This is a genomic window from Capnocytophaga canis, from assembly GCF_043187445.1.
Taxonomy (GTDB): Bacteria; Bacteroidota; Bacteroidia; order Flavobacteriales; family Flavobacteriaceae; genus Capnocytophaga; species Capnocytophaga canis.
Genome location: NZ_CP171121.1, coordinates 615,253 through 632,773, shown reverse-complemented (window position 1 = coordinate 632,773; position 17,521 = coordinate 615,253). Strand labels below are relative to the sequence as shown.

Below are 17,521 nucleotides of genomic sequence, written 5' to 3'. Positions count from 1 at the left end.
GAAGAGGGGCTAATAACAGAAATTACACTTGATGAAGGGATCTATGAAACAGTGAATTTGAGTGAAGCCAAAGAACTTTTTAACCAAGTTGAAAAAGGAAAGTTAGAGAAGAGAAAAGTTAACAAAAACGGTTATTTTTTAGCACTTACCCCCAATTGGGGTTCATTTGAGCAAAATAAAGACTTGACCGACAAGAATTACTCAAAAGTAGAGACCACACTTTTCGAGAGTAATGTAAAAGGAGAGATTCTGTTTGTGAAAGAAAATGACAGTATTAAGCAATTTTTGTTTATGACACGAATTGACAGCGTAAGTGCTAAGGGAGAGATATACAATGCCCGCTTGTACTTTTTTGAAACAACAGGAGAGTTAGTTGATGCCTACAAAATGGAAAATCAAATAATTACAAAAAGATGGGGAGTTACCCAACAGAAAGGTTTAACTGCTCGCGGAGTATCCGAGTGTGGGCGTATACATAAGAAAATTGTTTCTGAAATAGATGATTGGGAAATAGGTTGTAATAGAGGTGGTGGAGGTAACAATCCTTGGGGGCCTAATCCTTTCACTTTTGATGGAGTAAATGAATTATATGAAGTTACGGTTACAGCAGAGAGATGGGATCCTTTTGGGGATAAAGATTTACTTTTCATAAATCAAATATATACACGAGCAACTCAAAATCACCATCAAGCGGATGCTTTTGAAAACAATCGAAATTTATCGGGGGTAGGAGGTACTATCATCAGAGGGTATATTGCCAAAAGAAAATTAGATTCAAAAGACCACATTATTGATGAATTGAAAAACCCTTGTGCGAAACGAATTTTAAACCAAATGCGTCTTGATACGGGACGTATTAATATAGCAAACCTAATGACCCCTGAAATAAAGAGGCAACACAATTTTTCGCAAATGATTATTGATTTGTTTGAAAAAAGCTCACAAACCCATTTAACTTTTACAAATGGAACAACTAAAAATGGGGCAAATGGAAGTACTTCAGGCACTACGATAACCTTAAACAACAATTATTTACAAACAGCTACCCAACTTGCTATTGCACGAACCATAATTCACGAGATGGTACACGCTTATTTGAATGCTACATATAGAAATTATTCTGGTTTTGAAAATAAACCTTTTTGGTTTTTATTAGATGATTATTTTAAGAAAAATAAAAGTAAGTATAAGGGTGCAAATAGATTGCATCACGAATTTATGAAGCAATATGTAGAAGCAATGGCATTTTCTTTACAACAATGGGATATACAATATGGAACTCGCAGAGATTTAGGCTTTGAATACTATAAAGCATTATCGTTTGGAGGTCTGTTTCAAACAGATGAAAATGGAACAATAACCACCGAAACTGATGGTTTTAAAGAGCTTGTTCCTAAGCCAGAAGACAGACAAGATATTGCAAATAAAATTTTGAATGAACAAAATAATAATGGAAATGCAAAAGGTACAAAATGTAGGTAAAATAATGTTTTTTATATTACTATTAAGCATAAGTACTTCAATGTTTTCACAAAAAACAATAGAAGGAATATACTCTTACGTTGATGGAACAGGAGAGTTTTGGGCAAGATTAGAGTTATCAAAGGATGGCTATTTTAATTACGAATCTGGAATGGATGTAGGTGTTTCTGAATATGGAAAAGGACATTATATATTAACAAAAGACAGTTTAATTCTAAATTATGATTTAACAGAAATTAAATATGCGGGGTATCATATTTTAAAACCCTATTTAAATTTAAAAGATTCTATACAGATTGATGTAATAGTCTATGACACAGATAAAAACGCATTACCTAACACACAAGTTTTTATTCCAAAAGAGATTTGGGCTAAAACACTAACAGATAATAAAGGAAAAGCTCTATTAAATATCAAGGAGGAGGATGCTTTTAATGATTTAGTTATAATAAATAATGAATATGATGCGATGTATTCTATTGACAATATTTCATTAAGTTTTTGCTATGAGATAGAAGTTTTCTTATTAAATAAGATAGAAGGATCAGGTAATGCAATTAAAAATACAATTCAAAAATATAAAATTGTAAAGCGTAAAAAAAATTATCTTGAATTACAACAACCTAACGGAACCATTTTACAATTCAAAAAAGTTGAAAAAGGTTTTTATAGTGATGACCCTTTTGAGTGATTTAATTTTCTCTCCTAAATAATTTGGGAGAGAAAATTTTATAAAAGTTTATGAGACGTACGTAGTGCAATGGCTGTTTCTTTACAACAATGGGATATACAATATGGAACTCGCAGAGATTTAGGCTTTGAATACTATAAAGCATTGTCGTTTGGTGGTCTGTTTCAAACAGACACAAACGGAACAATTACCACCGAAACCGATGGTTTTAAAGAGCTTGTTCCTAAGCCAGAAGACAGACAAGATATTGCAGATAAAATTTTAAACGAACAAAATAACACTCGAAATGCAAAAGGTACAAAATGTAAATAGAATTTTGTTTTTATTTTTCCTATTAGGAATAAGTAATTCAATGTTTTCACAAAAAGCATTAGAAGGAAGGTTTGTTGGTAATACAAATTGGTATCAATTTCATACTGACAATACATTTGACTATGCTGATGTAGGAGAGTTAGGAATAAAAAAGGAAGGAAGGGGGCATTACACCTTAACCAAAGATAGCTTAATTTTAAAATATGATTTGACAGAAATCCCTTTCTCAGGGTATCACATTACCAAATCGTACGTCAATTCAAAAGATTCTATTGATATAAAATTCGTAGTATACGATTTTTATAAAGTTCCTCTACCTAATACAGAAATTTTTATCTCCAAAGGAAAAGGAGGTGCAAAAAATGTATATACAGACAAAAATGGTTTTGCAAAATTAACCTTAGCGAAAGAAGAAGAGTTGAGTTTTATTTTGGTAAGTTATGGCGAATGTATGCACAAAATACCAGAAGTTTATTTGTTTTTAAACTATGAAATAGATGTTTATCTTACAAAAAAAGCATTTACAGAACCTTTTGATAGGGGAAAGGCAATAAAAAATGAAATTCAGAAATTCAAAATAACCAAACATAAAAAAGATTATCTTGAATTGCAACAACCCGACGGAACTATTTTAAAACTCAAAAAAGTTGAAAAAGGTTTTTATAGTGATGACCCTTTTGAGTGATTTAATTTTCTCTCCTAAATAATTTGGGAGAGAAAATTTTATAAAAGTTTATGGGACATACGTAGAAGCAATGGCTGTTTCTTTACAACAATGGGATATGCGTTATGGTACAGGTAGTGATTTAGGTTTTGAATATTATAAAGCATTGTCGTTTGGAGGTTTAGTATATAAAAAAACAGATAAAGACGGAAATGAGATAACAGATGGTGATGGAAATCCTATATATGAAGATACTGATTCTTTTAAAACTTTAGTTCCTGAGGAAAAAGATAGAAATAATATTAAAAAAATTATAAAAAATGAGCAAACTAACAATAGGAAAGCAAAAGGTAGTAAATGCTAGTAAAATATTATTTTTTACGTTTTTAGGGATTCATTTTTATGTTTTACCACAAGAAACAATTGGGGGAAACTTTTATATGACAGAGGTAGAAGGTGAGTTTGGATACATGTATAAGTTTTCTAAAAACGGAACTTTTGAATACACTTATTCGGGTGACGTGGCTGTGATTAATTACGGAAAAGGACATTATTCATTCGTTAAAGACTCGTTAATTTTGAATTATGACTTAACAGAGCTTACAGAGTCCACTTACCATAAATATACCTTTTATGAAAATTATAAAGATTCCATAGAAATAAAATTCCGTATTATTACTGCTGATAATAGTATAGCTAAAGGATTAAATGTGGGAAGCTCCACAGACAGAGTTGGGCTGATTCTTGAGAATTTCAATTCTGGAGCAATAAAACTCAAAAGAGAAAATAATTATAAAAAGATATTTTTCTCATCTATTGAATATGATAGGTATGACGTACAGATTTATGGGGCATACAATTACAATATTGACGTTTATTTAAAAAAAACTTCAACATATGGAGAAGCTACTCCAATTAAATTTGTTACCCAAAAATACAAAGTCCTAAAAAACAAGAAAGATTATCTTGAATTACAACAATTCAACGGAGTTGTTCTAAAATTCAAAAAAATGGATAAAAGTTTTTACAAAAATTCTTTTGAGTAATTTAATTTTTTCTCTCAATATTTTGAGAGAGAAATTTTTAAAGGAGTATCCCATAATCTGTGTAAGTTGAAAAGTTATTCTGAAATTTTTTGAGCCCTTAAAAGCTCAAAAAAAATTTCGGAAATAACTTTTTAACTATTTTTGACCCATAATTTAAACAGATATGATTAACAAGGAAGAATTGCTCAACAGCAAAGAATTTTACAAGTCATTTAAGACTGCTGAGGACTTGACAGGTTTCTTTAAAGAGCTCCACAAAAAAGCGGTGGAACATATGCTCAATGCCGAACTCGAGGTTCACTTGGACAACGAAAAACACGACAAAACTAAAGATGGAAATTATCGTAACGGACACACTTCCAAGAAGATAAAAACTTCCTTTGGCGAAGAACAAATCCAAGTTCCTAGGGATAGAGACGGTAGTTTTAACCCAATGTTAGTCCCTAAACGCAAGAACGTTATCGATGGTTTGGAAAACATCATCGTATCGTTCTATGCCAAAGGAATGAGCGTGAGCGACATCGAAGAACAAATCCAAGAAATGTACGGCTTTGAAGTATCAACTTCCACAATATCAAGGATTACCAATGCGGTTACCAATGAAATGGTCGCTTGGCAGAACCGCCCGTTGGACGAGCTGTATCTGATTGTTTGGATGGACGGCATCGTTTTTAAAGTTCGTGAGAACTCAAAAGTTGTCAACAAAACCATTTACCTTGCTGTGGGCTTGAATCGAGAGGGAAAAAAGGAAGTTTTAGGAATGTGGCTCGGAAAGAATGAAAGTTCCGCCTTTTGGATGAGCGTTCTCACTGATTTAAAGGCTCGTGGAGTGGAAGATATTCTCATTACTGCCACCGATAATTTAAACGGATTTACGCAAACCATTCGCACGGTTTTTCCCCAATCACAAACGCAAATATGTGTGGTTCATCAGATTAGGAATGCTTGTAAGTATGTGGTTTACAAAGACAGAAAAGAATTTACAGCCGATATGAAACACATTTATACTGCCCCTAACAAGGAAGCTGCCAAGGTTGCTTTGGAGGATTTTGCCCAAAAATGGGAGTCAAAATACGGCTATGCTATCAAATCTTGGTATGACAATTGGGACGAATTGACCGTATTTTTCGATTTTCCGTTAGAGATAAGAAAAATTATTTACACAACCAATCTTATTGAGAATCTGAATGGTAAGATTCGGAAATACACCAAAAACAAGCTGTCTTTCCCAACAGACGAAGCTGTGCAAAAGTCCGTTTTCTTGGCTTTGAGAGAAGCTACCAAAAAGTGGAGTATGCCTATCCAAAATTGGGGGATTGTCTTAAACCAATTTATGCTTATATTTGCACAAAGACTCAAACTATAAAAACTTAACCCCAACTTTTTAACTTACACACTTAGAGGGATAGTGTCATTTTTAATAAATCCAAAAACAATGAAAACAAAACTTCTAATCATACTATTTTTATATTCTTTTCTCGGGTTTTCACAATCCGAGAAAAGTTATGTTTTGTTAGATAGCCTTGCTTCAAAATATCAAGTAAATAAATATACACTTAACACAAATAAACTCTACGGAGTCCATACAGAAGTGGAAATGTATAATATTTTACGAGGAGAAATCATTTTATTAATTTCTGTTTTGCCAAATTTATATAATAATCAACCCCAATGGAAAGAAATACAATGGCAAGAAATCGAAAATAATATTATTTCTCCTGAAAAAATAACCCGAAGAATCATAAACATAATTAGTCCTTATGAGGCGAGTGATTATATGTTAGAATCCAAAGAGTTCAATAAATTTTCATTGGTAAAAAAGGAAAATGAGAAATATTATGTAGCAAAATTTTCATTATTTGAATGGTTTTATGTTGTTGAATTTAAGAGTTATATAAATGTTTCACAAATTAAGAATTACATTCTTAATTTAGGGCAAAAGCCTATCAAACGTATTGATTTTATGGAGGGAAAGGACAAAGAAAGTTTTTTTATCCCTCATCATTTGCGAAATATTTATCTTTCTCAAATTGAAAATCACGGAAATGAAAAAATATATCGTTTTTGGACTTTTGATGGGTGGCAAGTCAGTGATTATTACAACGAACATCGTGGTATTGACCGCTTTGCGTATATTGAAGGAAAAGGCATCGTGGGAGGTTCGTATGATTTTTACTTTAAGTTTGTTCCTAAATATACAAGTAAAAATCATATTTATATAAAACTCACTCCTGAACAATGGGAAGAAAATCGCCTACAAGAAAAAATTATGTGGGCAAAAGAACTTTTTCCTAAAAGGCAATAACTTTTAGATTTGTAACAATGAAAACAAAACTTTTAATCACACTATTTTTATGTTCTTTTCTTGGGTTTTCACAATCCGAGAAAAATTACATTTTATTGAATGAACTGATATCCCAAAACAAAGTAAAAAAATACACTCTTAATACAAAAAAAATGTACGGCATTGAAGCTGAAATAGAAATATATAATATTTTGGAATCAGGAAACCTTTTACTTCTTACAATATTGCCTGATTTAGACGGAGATAATATTTGGGAAGAAATTCCATTTTTCTTTATTGAAGACAAAATAGTATCAATACAAGATGTAAAAAATAATATGTCTAAACTAAATAGCACCAAAGTTTTTAGAAAATATAGGATAATTAAAGAAGAAAATAATAAATTCTATGTAACTAAAAACACTTTATTGGAGATATTTAAACGTTTTGATTTCAACACTTCTCTGCAATTTTCAGGAAGTAATATAATCAACATCAAACAAAATATAATGACCTATCAAGATGTAAAAAAAGAATATATTCCACAATTTGACGAATATTCTCCTATGGAGGGTTTTTCTGGATATATGGGAACTATTTACATCAATAAAGCTATGAGTGCTATTTATCTTTCACAAATAGAACAAAAAGATAATGAAAAAATATATTATTTTTGGACTTTTGATGACTGGAGAAAAGAAAATCATTATACTTCAAACAAAAAAATCAGGAAAGAAATAGGCAATTATAGTTACCATCGAGGTATTGACCGATTTGCATATATTGAAGGCAAAGGAATTGTAGGAGGTTCGTATGATTTTTATTTCGACCGAACAGAAGATGGTTTCAAGCGAGTCATTAGATATGACATTATGTGGGCAAAAGAACTTTTTCCTGAAAGGCAATAACTCTTAGACATTTCTAACAATGAAAACAAAACTTTTAATCATACTATTTTTATATTCTTTTCTCGGGTTTTCACAATCCGAGAAAAGATTTATACTTTTAGAGCATTACGAAACAGGAACGGATTTAGGGTTTGAATAGTATGTAGTTTTGCTATTTCTGTTTATTGTAAGTTGATATGAAATGCAAGAATAGCTATGTAATCAATTGTTTTTTAATGTCTTGTGAAATAAAAAATACAATAGGAACTTAAATCCGTTCTAAAATTAAAGTTTGGTTTTTGTTTTTTTTTACGTACCTTTGCGGTTACGGATTAAAAAACAGAATAATTATTATGGCTACAATCACTTTTAAGGGAGGAGCGGTTCATACACAAGGTGAACTTCCACAAGTAGGGGCAGTAGCTCCTGATTTCAAAGCAGTAAAAACAGACTTATCAGAGGTTTCTTTACAAGATTTTAATGGTAAAAAACTGGTTTTAAACATATTTCCAAGTATAGATACGGGAGTTTGTGCCGCTTCTGCACGTAGATTTCATCAAGAGGTTGCTGCATTGGATAATGTTGTAATAGCTTGTATTTCAAAAGATTTACCTTTTGCTTTCAGCAGATTCTGTGCAGCTGAGGGTATTGATGATTTGGTAATGCTTTCCGATTTCAGAGGTGAATTTTCTCAAAACTATCACGTAACATTTACTGATGGCCCTCTCAAAGGTTTGCTTTCGCGTTGTATCGTTGTTATTGATGAAAAAGGGCATGTTATCCACAACGAACAAGTTGCAGAAACAGCTAACGAGCCAAATTACGCAGCTGCTTTGGCAAAATTGTAGTTTTAAATATAACATGTAGAACAAACATAAGTGTCATCAAGTTGAAAAATCTCACGTAGCTTTTGTAGGCTTTTGCGTGATGATTTAACTTTTCAATTTGCTACCTATTAAACTAAAAAAATGTCACAAAAAAAACAAAAGGACTCCGATAAAAAAACTAAAACAAAGACGGATAAAGGCAAACAACGGAAATTAATTTTCGGTGTTGTCCTTACTTTTGTTTCACTGATGCTTATTGTAGCTTTTGTGTCTTATCTTTTTACTTGGCAAACCGATCAAAGTGTTTGGTTGGCTTTAGGGGATAGACAGCAAGAAGCTCAGAATTTGGTGAGTAAAATTGGAGCTTTTTTGGGACATTTTTTTATCTATAAAGGATTTGGAATTGCGATGTTTATTCCTGCAGTATTGGCTTTTTTGACAGGTTTAAAACTTTCATTCGGATTGCGAATGCCTCTTTTCAATCGATGGTTTTGGGGAATTTTGTGGATGATTTTTATTGCTACTTTTTTCGGTTTTTTTTCAGGCAAAGCTAGTATTTTGGGAGGTATTTCAGGTTACGAAATCAATCATTTTGTTCAAGATTACATTGGGGTGTTTGGGACAGCGTTACTACTCATCTTATTTCTATTACTTTATGCTATTTTGAAAGCTGAACTTACGCCCGAAAAAGTGAGCAAAATGTTTCAGACAGTTTTCACTAAAATCAATCAAGTCAAAATCTCGGATACTTTAAGTCCCTCTAAACTAGTAAAGAAAGTAGCTGTTCCAGCGAATCCTGAGGAAAATAATGATGATTTTTTGAAGTCAACAGATGTTAATAATGAAAAGATCTTTATTGACAATAATAAACCTGACGAAAAATTAGATGTATTCACTCATAAAAAAGAAATCCCTTTCTTGACAAATGAAGAGAATGAAGAAAATTTCTTTATAACCAATACTCCTTCTGAAGAGTTGGATCTGCAAGTAGAAAAACCAAAGCAAAGTGAGGAAGTTGATCCTGAATTATTAGCTAAAAAATTGGTTGAAAACTACGGAGAATACGATCCACGTTTGGATTTGAGTGACTATCGTTTTCCTACCATCGAACTTTTGAACGAGCCCAAAGAAAGTGGTATTATTATCAATCAGGAGGAATTGGAGGAGAATAAAAATACAATTGTTCAGACCCTTAGAGATTACAAAATTGAAATATCACAGATAAAGGCTACCATTGGTCCAACGGTTACGCTCTATGAGATTGTCCCTGCTGCGGGGATTCGCATTTCGAAAATTAAAAATTTAGAAGATGACATAGCTTTGTCCTTAGCGGCTTTGGGTATTCGTATTATTGCACCGATTCCAGGAAAGGGGACTATTGGTATTGAGGTTCCGAATAAGAAACCGACCACTGTTTTTATGCGTTCCATGATTACTTCGCCCAAGTTTCAACACTCGGAGATGGAGCTTCCTGTAGCATTCGGAAAGACCATTAGCAACGAAACCTTTGTAGCTGACCTCACTAAGATGCCCCATCTACTGATGGCTGGTGCTACAGGGCAAGGTAAATCTGTGGGGCTTAATGTTGTACTCACATCTTTACTTTACAAGAAACATCCTGCCGAGGTGAAATTTGTATTAGTAGATCCGAAGAAGGTAGAACTGACTTTGTTCAACACTATTGAACGCCACTTTTTAGCAAAACTTCCTGATAGTGAGGAAGCTATTATTACGGATAACAAAAAGGTAGTCAATACGTTGAATTCTCTTTGTATTGAAATGGACAATCGTTATGAGCTGTTGAAAAATGCAATGGTTCGTAACATCAAAGAGTACAACGCAAAATTCAAAGCACGGCAACTAAACCCGAATGAAGGACACCGATTTTTGCCGTATATAGTCTTGGTGGTTGATGAGTTTGCCGATTTGATTATGACGGCAGGTAAAGAAGTGGAGTTGCCCATTGCGCGATTGGCTCAATTGGCACGAGCCATTGGTATTCACTTGATTATTGCAACGCAACGTCCATCGGTGAACGTTATCACAGGGATTATTAAGGCAAATTTCCCTGCTCGAATTGCGTTTCGTGTAACTTCGAAGATAGATTCAAAAACGATTTTAGATGGTTCGGGGGCTGAGCAGTTAATAGGTCGTGGAGATATGCTTTATACTCAAGGGAATGAGCCTATTCGTATCCAATGTGCTTTTGTAGATACCCCTGAAATCAATCATATTACTGAATATATTGGAGCTCAGAAGGCTTATCCCGATGCTTACTTATTGCCTGAATATGTAGGTAGTGAAAGTGAAGCTACGGAGTTGGATTTTGATCCTGCTGACCGTGATAAATTATTTAGAGAAGCGGCTGAAATCATTGTTAATGCACAGCAAGGTTCGGCATCGCTCCTACAGCGTAAATTGAGTTTAGGATATAATCGAGCAGGACGTATTATTGATCAGTTGGAACACGCAGGAATTGTGGGGCCTTTTGATGGAAGTAAAGCCCGAAAGGTACTTGTTTCTGACATCGTATCGCTCGAAAATTTGTTGAATGGACGTTAATTTTGGAACGGAAATTGGTATTCATGGTAGTAAGTCGTTAAAGAGCATCGTTTTACGTAATTTTGTACTCGGCCATAGAGAAGGATTAATAATTTATTAATGAGATTTTTTTGTGGTTTGATATGAAACGGTTCTTTCGGAGTATCTTACGTATGAATGCACATTATAGTAATAATTATGAAAAACATCAAAAAAATGAAAAAAATAATAATTTCGATTATCACTTTATGTAGTTTTGTAGCTCAAGCTCAGAACGCGAATAAAGCAAAGACTTTATTGGATGAGGTATATAACAAGATGATTAGCTATGATAATATTTATATTGAATTTCGATATAATTTAGATAATATTTCCGAAAATATTAATCAAGAAATCAAAGGAAATGTGACTTTAGCTAAGGATAAATATGTTTTGAATTATATGGGAGCCACAAAAATATATGATGGTAATAAATCGTATACTATAATTCCTGAAAATGAGGAAGTTGTAATCGAATCAACATCGGAAGAGGAAACTTCAATTACGCCTTCAAAAATGTTAACATTTTATAGAAAGGGATATACCTACAAGTGGGATATTGAACAAAATGTACGTGGCAGAAAGATTCAGTATGTTGAACTTAAACCACAGAAAGCATCGGACGTAAAACAAATTTTGTTGGGAATTGATGTTCAAACAAAGCATATTTATAACCTAATTGAAATAGGGAAAAACAATACGAAAACTACCATTACAGTTAACACGTTCAAAACCAATCAACCAATTCCGGCTAATTTATTTAAATTTGATAAAGAAAAGTATAAAAAAGAAGGATATTACATCTCTGAATTGTAGTTTCCATTTGAGAAGTTAATCGCAATATTCAGAGGAGAAAATCCAAGACAAGTATTAACATACGCAAAATGAAAATATTAGATCGATATATTTTGACACAGTTCCTAAAGAATTTTTTAGGAACTCTTTTCGTTTTAATTCTGATATTTATGTTCCATACTTTGTGGACATATATCGACGATTTAGCGGGTAGAGGTTTGGAGATGTGGATTATAGCTAAGTTTTTAATATTTTTCATTCCGCAATTGATTCCGATCATTTTGCCGTTGGCGGTGGTGGTTTCTTCCATTATGACCTTTGGAGCATTTGCTGAAAATTACGAGTTTGCAGCAATGAAAGCATCAGGAATTTCGGTGCAACGAGCCATGCGACCTTTGTTGGTTTTTATGGGATTTCTGAGTTTATTTACTTTTTTTTTAGTAAATGTAGTAATTCCAGTGTCTTATACTGAATTGTTTGACCTACGCCGAAACATCGCCAAAGTGAAGCCTGCCATGGCAATTGCTGAAGGAATTTTTTCAGATATAGGTGATGATATCAGTATCAAAGTTGATAAAAAATCAGGTAAAAATGATGAATTTTTAGAAAAGGTGGTTATTCATAAAAAATCACCTGACCGTGTGAACAGGACTGTAATTATTGCAGAACGAGGTGAGTTAAAAAATGTTAAAAACAGTGATTTTTTGCAACTTATCTTGGAAGATGGTAATTATTACGAAGATATCAAGACTCAAACTTATGCCCAACAACAGCGTTTCCCTTTTGCGAAAGTACATTTTGATAAATATGTCATCAATATTGATCTTTCCCATTTGAATAATGTTGATTTTAATGAGAAAACCAATATTACTACTTATCGAATGATGAATGTTGGACAATTGAACTACGCTATAGATTCATTGCGGAATGACTTTAAACAACATATAGCTGATCATGGGGGGAGTATGATGCGTCGTACAGGTATTTTTCTACCTGAAAAAAATATAAAAACTTCTGAGAATAACAATGTTGAGGATATTTCAGAACTGCTAAACCTATTCGAAGCTCACAAAAAACGGCAGATATGGGATATGGCTGTTAGCAATGCTCAAAGTCAGTATGATAATTTAGATTTCAGGCAGCGTGACATTGAATATCGTTACAAAACATTAAACCTTCATATTCTGAATTTGAGTGATAAATTTGCTTTGACATTTTCTTGTTTTGTATTGTTTTTTGTGGCGGCACCGTTAGGTGCATTCATTCGTAAAGGAGGATTGGGTTTGCCCTTTGTAGTGGCAATGGTTCTGTTTTTATCTTATTACTTTATAAGTTTGTTTGTTAAGAATATAGCAGAAAATAACACGGTAAGCCCTGTCATTGCACCATGGTTTTCTACGTTGATTTTACTTCCTTTAGGAATATATCTAACCATTCGTGTTACTACGGATAAAGGGTTATTTCAATTTGAAAAATTACATAAATTGTTTGATTTCCTCAAACGTAAACAACAATCCAACAAGAGATGAAATACTACATCATAGCAGGTGAAGCATCGGGTGATTTACATGGAGCTAATCTGATGAAAGCACTTATTGCCAAAGACTCCAGTGCCGATATACGTTTTTGGGGAGGAGATAAAATGAAATCCGTTGCAGGAACCCTTGTCAAGCACTATCGAGATTTGGCTTTCATGGGCTTTTGGGAAGTTATCACAAATCTAAAAACTATTTTAAAGAATATTGCTTTTTGCAAAAAAGATATTCAGGATTTCCAACCAGATGTACTGATTTTCATTGATTATCCGGGTTTTAATATGCGTATCGCTACGTGGGCGAAGAAGCAAGGTTTTCAAACACATTACTATATTTCGCCTCAAATTTGGGCGTGGAAAGAAAATCGTATAAAAGCCATTAAGCGCGATATAGATTTTATGTATGTGATATTGCCTTTTGAAAAAGATTTCTATGAAAAAAAACATGCTTATCCTGTTCATTTTGTAGGACATCCGCTTTTAGATGCTATAGCTAATCGTGAACCAATAGATCCGCATGCGTTTAAGGTAGCAAATAATCTAGACCAACGACCCATTATCGCTTTACTTCCCGGAAGTCGAAAACAAGAAATCGCCAAAATGCTTTCAGTGATGCTTTCAGTAGTGGATTATTATCCTAATTATCAATTTGTTATTGCAGGAGCTCCATCACAAGATTATGGTTTTTATCAGCAATTTATCAAAAATAATAATGTATATTTTGTTAGTGGAAAAACTTACGATTTATTATCCATAGCCACTTGTGCATTGGTGACCAGTGGAACAGCTACTTTGGAAACAGCTTTGTTTAATGTCCCAGAAGTGGTTTGTTATCGTGGTAATTGGCTGTCATATCAAATTGCAAAGCGAGTGATTAATTTGAAGTATATTTCGTTAGTAAATCTTATTATGGATAAACCTGTAGTTACAGAACTTATTCAAGAGGAGTTGAATACCAAAAATTTACGTTTTGAAATAGATAAACTCTTAACTCCAACACATCGCGATAAGTTGCTGCAAGACTATATGGATTTACGAAATCAATTAGGGGGAAGTGGGGCAAGTCAAAAAACGGCTGAATTGATTCTTTCGAATCGAATTAAGGAGAGATAAAGCATTTACAATAGGAATAGAATTAACTTAGTGAGATCATTAAGGACTGCTTCAGAAGGAAAAAACACTTTTTTCTTTCTCAAGACTTTATAGTTCATTGATTATACCAAATTTATTATATACTTCTAAAAAGATACAGAGTTATACAAGGGTAAAATTCAACTCGGTACATAAGAAAAGAGTAGTAATTGAGTCTATTATAGAATTTTTAAAACAAGGTCATGCTTTTCACAAAGGCGTAATAGGCGAGACAGTCAATATGCTATTACTCAGAGGTCTCACTCAACAGCAAAAGAATGATGAACAGACCGAAATCATCTTTTTGTATTATGGTTTTCTGTTGACGCTGAACAGAAAGTCCTCTAAAGATTTCTACTACTTTTCAAGAGAGAATAAGTAAAACGAAAACTCTTTATTTCGTTTTTCAAGTAAAAAGTGTTACTTTTGTGTTATGAAAAAACAAGCTCCTATTGGATTATTTGATTCGGGTGTTGGAGGAACCACCATTTGGAAAGAGGTCGTAGCATTGATGCCCAATGAGAACACCCTATTCTTAGCAGACAATAAAAATGCTCCTTACGGCGGAAAAACGAAGGATGAAATCATTGCTTTATGCGAAAGAAATACAGAGTGTTTGCTCAATAATGATGTGAAAATCATTGTTTTAGCCTGTAATACGGGTACGACTAACGCTATTTCCTATCTTCGTGAAAAATATAGACATATACCTTTCATAGGTATTGAACCAGCTATTAAACCTGCAGCCTTGGGAAGTGTCACCAAAAAAATAGGAGTGTTAGCTACTCAAGGAACGTTGACGAGTGAATTATTTCAGAAAAATAGCAATAGTTTAGCACAAAATAACGGTATTGAATTTATTGAAAGGGTAGGAGAAGGTTTGGTAAAACTCATAGAGTCAGGCAAAATTAATAGTCCTGAAATGACGATTTTGCTCAAAAAATATTTGTATCCAATGGTAGAAGAAGGAATAGACTATCTGGTGTTGGGATGTACTCACTATCCGTATTTATTACCTCAAATTAAGCAACTTATCCCCGAAAATATTCAAGTGATTGATTCTGGATATGCCGTTGCTAGACAAACTAAAAACATACTCAGTCAAAATCAATTGTTAAATGATGCCACTGAAAAGCCGAAGCACCGTTGGTTGGCTAACGGAAATATCGAAATTTTAAAAGAATTTGCTCCTGATCGTAATGATTTGGAAATAAGTATGTTGTAAAGTATCTCAAAATAAAGTAACACTAATATGATAAATAAGCGCTTACTAATTAAGAACCTATTAGCTCATAGCGACGAAAACAGTTTCTATGATCGTAAGCGTTTCATCAATTTGAGTGATCGTGAAGGAAAGGCTAAGTTTTTGAAAATAGTTTGTGCTTTAGCCAATTCGAATCCCTATAATAATGCGTTTATAATTGTTGGTGTTGAAGATGAATCACGCTTAATTTTTGGGGTGGATTTTTTCGATGACAGCCATATTCAAAATCTGGTCAATTCCTATTTAGAAAATCCCCCATCAGTAATGTATGAAAATATTATTTTTCCAGATATTGCTGAAAATAAAGTGGTTGGTTTGGTTACAGTACGATCATCTCAAAAAATATGTTCTTTATCAAAAGGTGTGTGGAAATACCCGAAAGGAACCATTTTCAAACGAGAGGGTAGTAACAGTAAAATTGTTGATAAAACCTTTAAAATAAGCGATGTAAACCTAAAAACAGTTCGGCAAATAGAAAAACTTTCAAGTAATAATATTCAACATACTCTTGATGCCACAATCCATTTTTTAAATCACCGACACAAGGATTTACAGGCTTTTTATCACGTTTTCAGAGAACAATTTGTGCTATGTTACGCAGGGAAACCAGAGCGTGTTGATGGAAAATTATTTTATTCAAGAGTTGATATTGAGCTGATTAACGAACAAGTACAACTGTTTTTTTCTGCCTTGGATTTGGTTGAAATCCATATTCAAGCAAATTCATTCCAAATTACGGAATATATCGAATTAGCAACTGATTTTTCACAAAAATACCACCCATTGGAAACACTCACCATCGAGTTTTTTAATAATGGAACATACAAAATACATCAAAAGTTGGTCTTTATTCCTCCTGCGTATAATCTTGAAAAATCGGCTCTTTTATGGGACGAGTATATGCCCATAGTTAAAAATATAATAGAGGGGAATGATTTGAATAACAGTAGTTTGAATAAATTAAAACTGCTACCATCCACTTTTTTGACGTGTTATTTAAGTGGTTACATACAGGCCAAAGAGTTATTAGAAGAAACTCGGTTCAAATACAGAGAAATAGATAGGGAATCCTACCCCGCTTTAAAGCGGACACTTCGCATTATGCGTAAATTAAAATACAATACTCACAGATGAGAACATTAGTAATAGGTGATATTCACGGAGCATATAAGGCATTGATTCAAGTACTTGAACGAGTGAATATTCAAGATCAAGACAAATTCATATTTTTAGGAGATTATGCTGATGGATGGAGTCAGACACCTCAAGTTATTGATTTTCTGATAGATTTTGGTAAAAAATACGATTGCACTTTTCTCAGAGGGAATCATGATGATTTGTGTTTAGATTTTTTGTCTGGAAAATCAATGGAAAAGATGTGGTATTTCCACGGAGGAGATGCTACCGAAAAAGCCTACGAATCCATCCCTGAAGAAACCAAGCAAAAACATATCGATTTTTTGAAAAAGTTGTCTAACTATCAGTTAGATAGCCAAAATAGATTGTTTGTTCACGCAGGGTTCACTAATTTGAGAGGAGTAGAGTATGAATATTTTCCCAAGGCATTCTATTGGGATAGAACTCTTTGGGAATTAGCTATTTCGGTAGAAATGTCGCCTGAACAAATTCGTTATCCAAATAGATTGAAACTCTATTCCGAAATTTTTATAGGACATACACCTACTGTTCGTTTCGAAACCGACAAACCTATGTCTGCTAACAATGTATGGAATATTGATACGGGAGCGGCGTTTAAAGGGCGTATTACAGTGATGGATATCAATACCAAGGAATTTTGGCAAAGCAATCCTGTTTTTGAGCTTTATCCCGAAGAAATGGGGCGAAACAAGTAAAAAAACATATTTTCGTTTTTTTGAAGTTTAATCCAAACTTGCATGATTTTCTCTCTAATTTGAGCAGAAGAGTTTCTGAAATTAAAAAATAATGTATGTTATTTGGAGAGTTTAGGCAATAGGTTTATTATTCAGTAGATTATAAAAGAGTCTGATTATTGATATTTTCTT

The 17,521-nt window shown here is 33.2% G+C and carries 17 protein-coding genes; all 17 read left to right on the top strand.

Annotated features, from left to right (window positions below; translation table 11 throughout):
- Positions 1-51: 51 nt before the first annotated feature.
- The 17 genes from ACF3OB_RS02810 (at position 52) to ACF3OB_RS02730 (ending at position 17,350) form a co-directional block, all read left to right on the top strand.
- Positions 52-1,482, top strand: a complete 1,431-nt coding sequence (locus ACF3OB_RS02810) for a SprT-like domain-containing protein (RefSeq protein ID WP_392448257.1) — start codon at positions 52-54, stop codon at positions 1,480-1,482.
- Positions 1,436-2,173, top strand: a complete 738-nt coding sequence (locus tag ACF3OB_RS02805) for a hypothetical protein (RefSeq protein ID WP_392448255.1) — start codon at positions 1,436-1,438, stop codon at positions 2,171-2,173. The genes ACF3OB_RS02810 and ACF3OB_RS02805 overlap by 47 nt, the downstream gene beginning before the upstream one ends.
- A 69-nt stretch (positions 2,174-2,242) precedes the next feature.
- A complete protein-coding gene (locus ACF3OB_RS02800; protein WP_392448254.1) occupies positions 2,243-2,485 on the top strand; it encodes a hypothetical protein in 243 nt (80 codons plus the stop codon).
- Positions 2,460-3,170, top strand: a complete 711-nt coding sequence (locus ACF3OB_RS02795; protein WP_052457353.1) for a hypothetical protein — start codon at positions 2,460-2,462, stop codon at positions 3,168-3,170. Before ACF3OB_RS02800 ends, ACF3OB_RS02795 begins: the two co-directional genes overlap by 26 nt.
- Positions 3,171-3,240: 70 nt before the next feature.
- On the top strand, positions 3,241-3,513 hold the full coding sequence (locus tag ACF3OB_RS02790; RefSeq protein WP_392448251.1) for a hypothetical protein: 273 nt from the start codon (positions 3,241-3,243) through the stop codon (positions 3,511-3,513).
- On the top strand, positions 3,470-4,195 hold the full coding sequence (locus ACF3OB_RS02785) for a hypothetical protein (protein ID WP_392448250.1): 726 nt from the start codon (positions 3,470-3,472) through the stop codon (positions 4,193-4,195). The genes ACF3OB_RS02790 and ACF3OB_RS02785 overlap by 44 nt, the downstream gene beginning before the upstream one ends.
- A 163-nt stretch (positions 4,196-4,358) precedes the next feature.
- Entirely contained in the window at positions 4,359-5,561 is a 1,203-nt protein-coding gene (locus ACF3OB_RS02780; protein WP_095893403.1) for an IS256 family transposase, read from the top strand.
- 69 nt (positions 5,562-5,630) lie between these two features.
- Positions 5,631-6,500 carry a hypothetical protein gene (locus ACF3OB_RS02775; RefSeq protein ID WP_392448248.1) on the top strand — a complete coding sequence of 290 codons (870 nt, stop codon included), beginning with the start codon at positions 5,631-5,633 and terminating at the stop codon, positions 6,498-6,500.
- Between the two features lie 152 nt (positions 6,501-6,652).
- The gene (locus ACF3OB_RS02770; protein WP_392448247.1) at positions 6,653-7,387 is read left to right on the top strand and encodes a hypothetical protein; all 735 of its coding nucleotides are present in this window, start codon (positions 6,653-6,655) and stop codon (positions 7,385-7,387) included.
- Positions 7,388-7,719: 332 nt separating this feature from the next.
- Positions 7,720-8,214 carry a thiol peroxidase gene (tpx, locus tag ACF3OB_RS02765; RefSeq protein WP_172919537.1) on the top strand — a complete coding sequence of 165 codons (495 nt, stop codon included), beginning with the start codon at positions 7,720-7,722 and terminating at the stop codon, positions 8,212-8,214.
- A gap of 120 nt (positions 8,215-8,334) precedes the next feature.
- Positions 8,335-10,755 (top strand): DNA translocase FtsK, encoded by a 2,421-nt coding sequence (locus ACF3OB_RS02760; protein ID WP_042010057.1) that lies wholly within the window; start codon positions 8,335-8,337, stop codon positions 10,753-10,755.
- A gap of 195 nt (positions 10,756-10,950) precedes the next feature.
- Positions 10,951-11,589, top strand: coding sequence for an outer membrane lipoprotein carrier protein LolA (locus ACF3OB_RS02755; protein ID WP_042010073.1), 639 nt, complete (start codon positions 10,951-10,953; stop codon positions 11,587-11,589).
- 68 nt (positions 11,590-11,657) lie between these two features.
- Positions 11,658-13,097 (top strand): LptF/LptG family permease, encoded by a 1,440-nt coding sequence (locus tag ACF3OB_RS02750; protein ID WP_042010055.1) that lies wholly within the window; start codon positions 11,658-11,660, stop codon positions 13,095-13,097.
- Complete coding sequence (gene lpxB, locus ACF3OB_RS02745; protein ID WP_392420928.1) at positions 13,094-14,215, top strand: lipid-A-disaccharide synthase; 1,122 nt, start codon at positions 13,094-13,096, stop codon at positions 14,213-14,215. The genes ACF3OB_RS02750 and lpxB overlap by 4 nt, the downstream gene beginning before the upstream one ends.
- Before the next feature lie 451 nt (positions 14,216-14,666).
- Positions 14,667-15,458: a glutamate racemase gene (gene murI / locus ACF3OB_RS02740; RefSeq protein WP_042010047.1), complete on the top strand. Its 792-nt coding sequence runs from the start codon at positions 14,667-14,669 to the stop codon at positions 15,456-15,458.
- 27 nt (positions 15,459-15,485) lie between these two features.
- Positions 15,486-16,631 carry a DUF5929 domain-containing protein gene (locus ACF3OB_RS02735; RefSeq protein ID WP_095912491.1) on the top strand — a complete coding sequence of 382 codons (1,146 nt, stop codon included), beginning with the start codon at positions 15,486-15,488 and terminating at the stop codon, positions 16,629-16,631.
- Positions 16,628-17,350: a metallophosphoesterase family protein gene (locus tag ACF3OB_RS02730; protein ID WP_042010041.1), complete on the top strand. Its 723-nt coding sequence runs from the start codon at positions 16,628-16,630 to the stop codon at positions 17,348-17,350. The genes ACF3OB_RS02735 and ACF3OB_RS02730 overlap by 4 nt, the downstream gene beginning before the upstream one ends.
- The last annotated feature ends 171 nt before the right edge of the window (positions 17,351-17,521 follow it).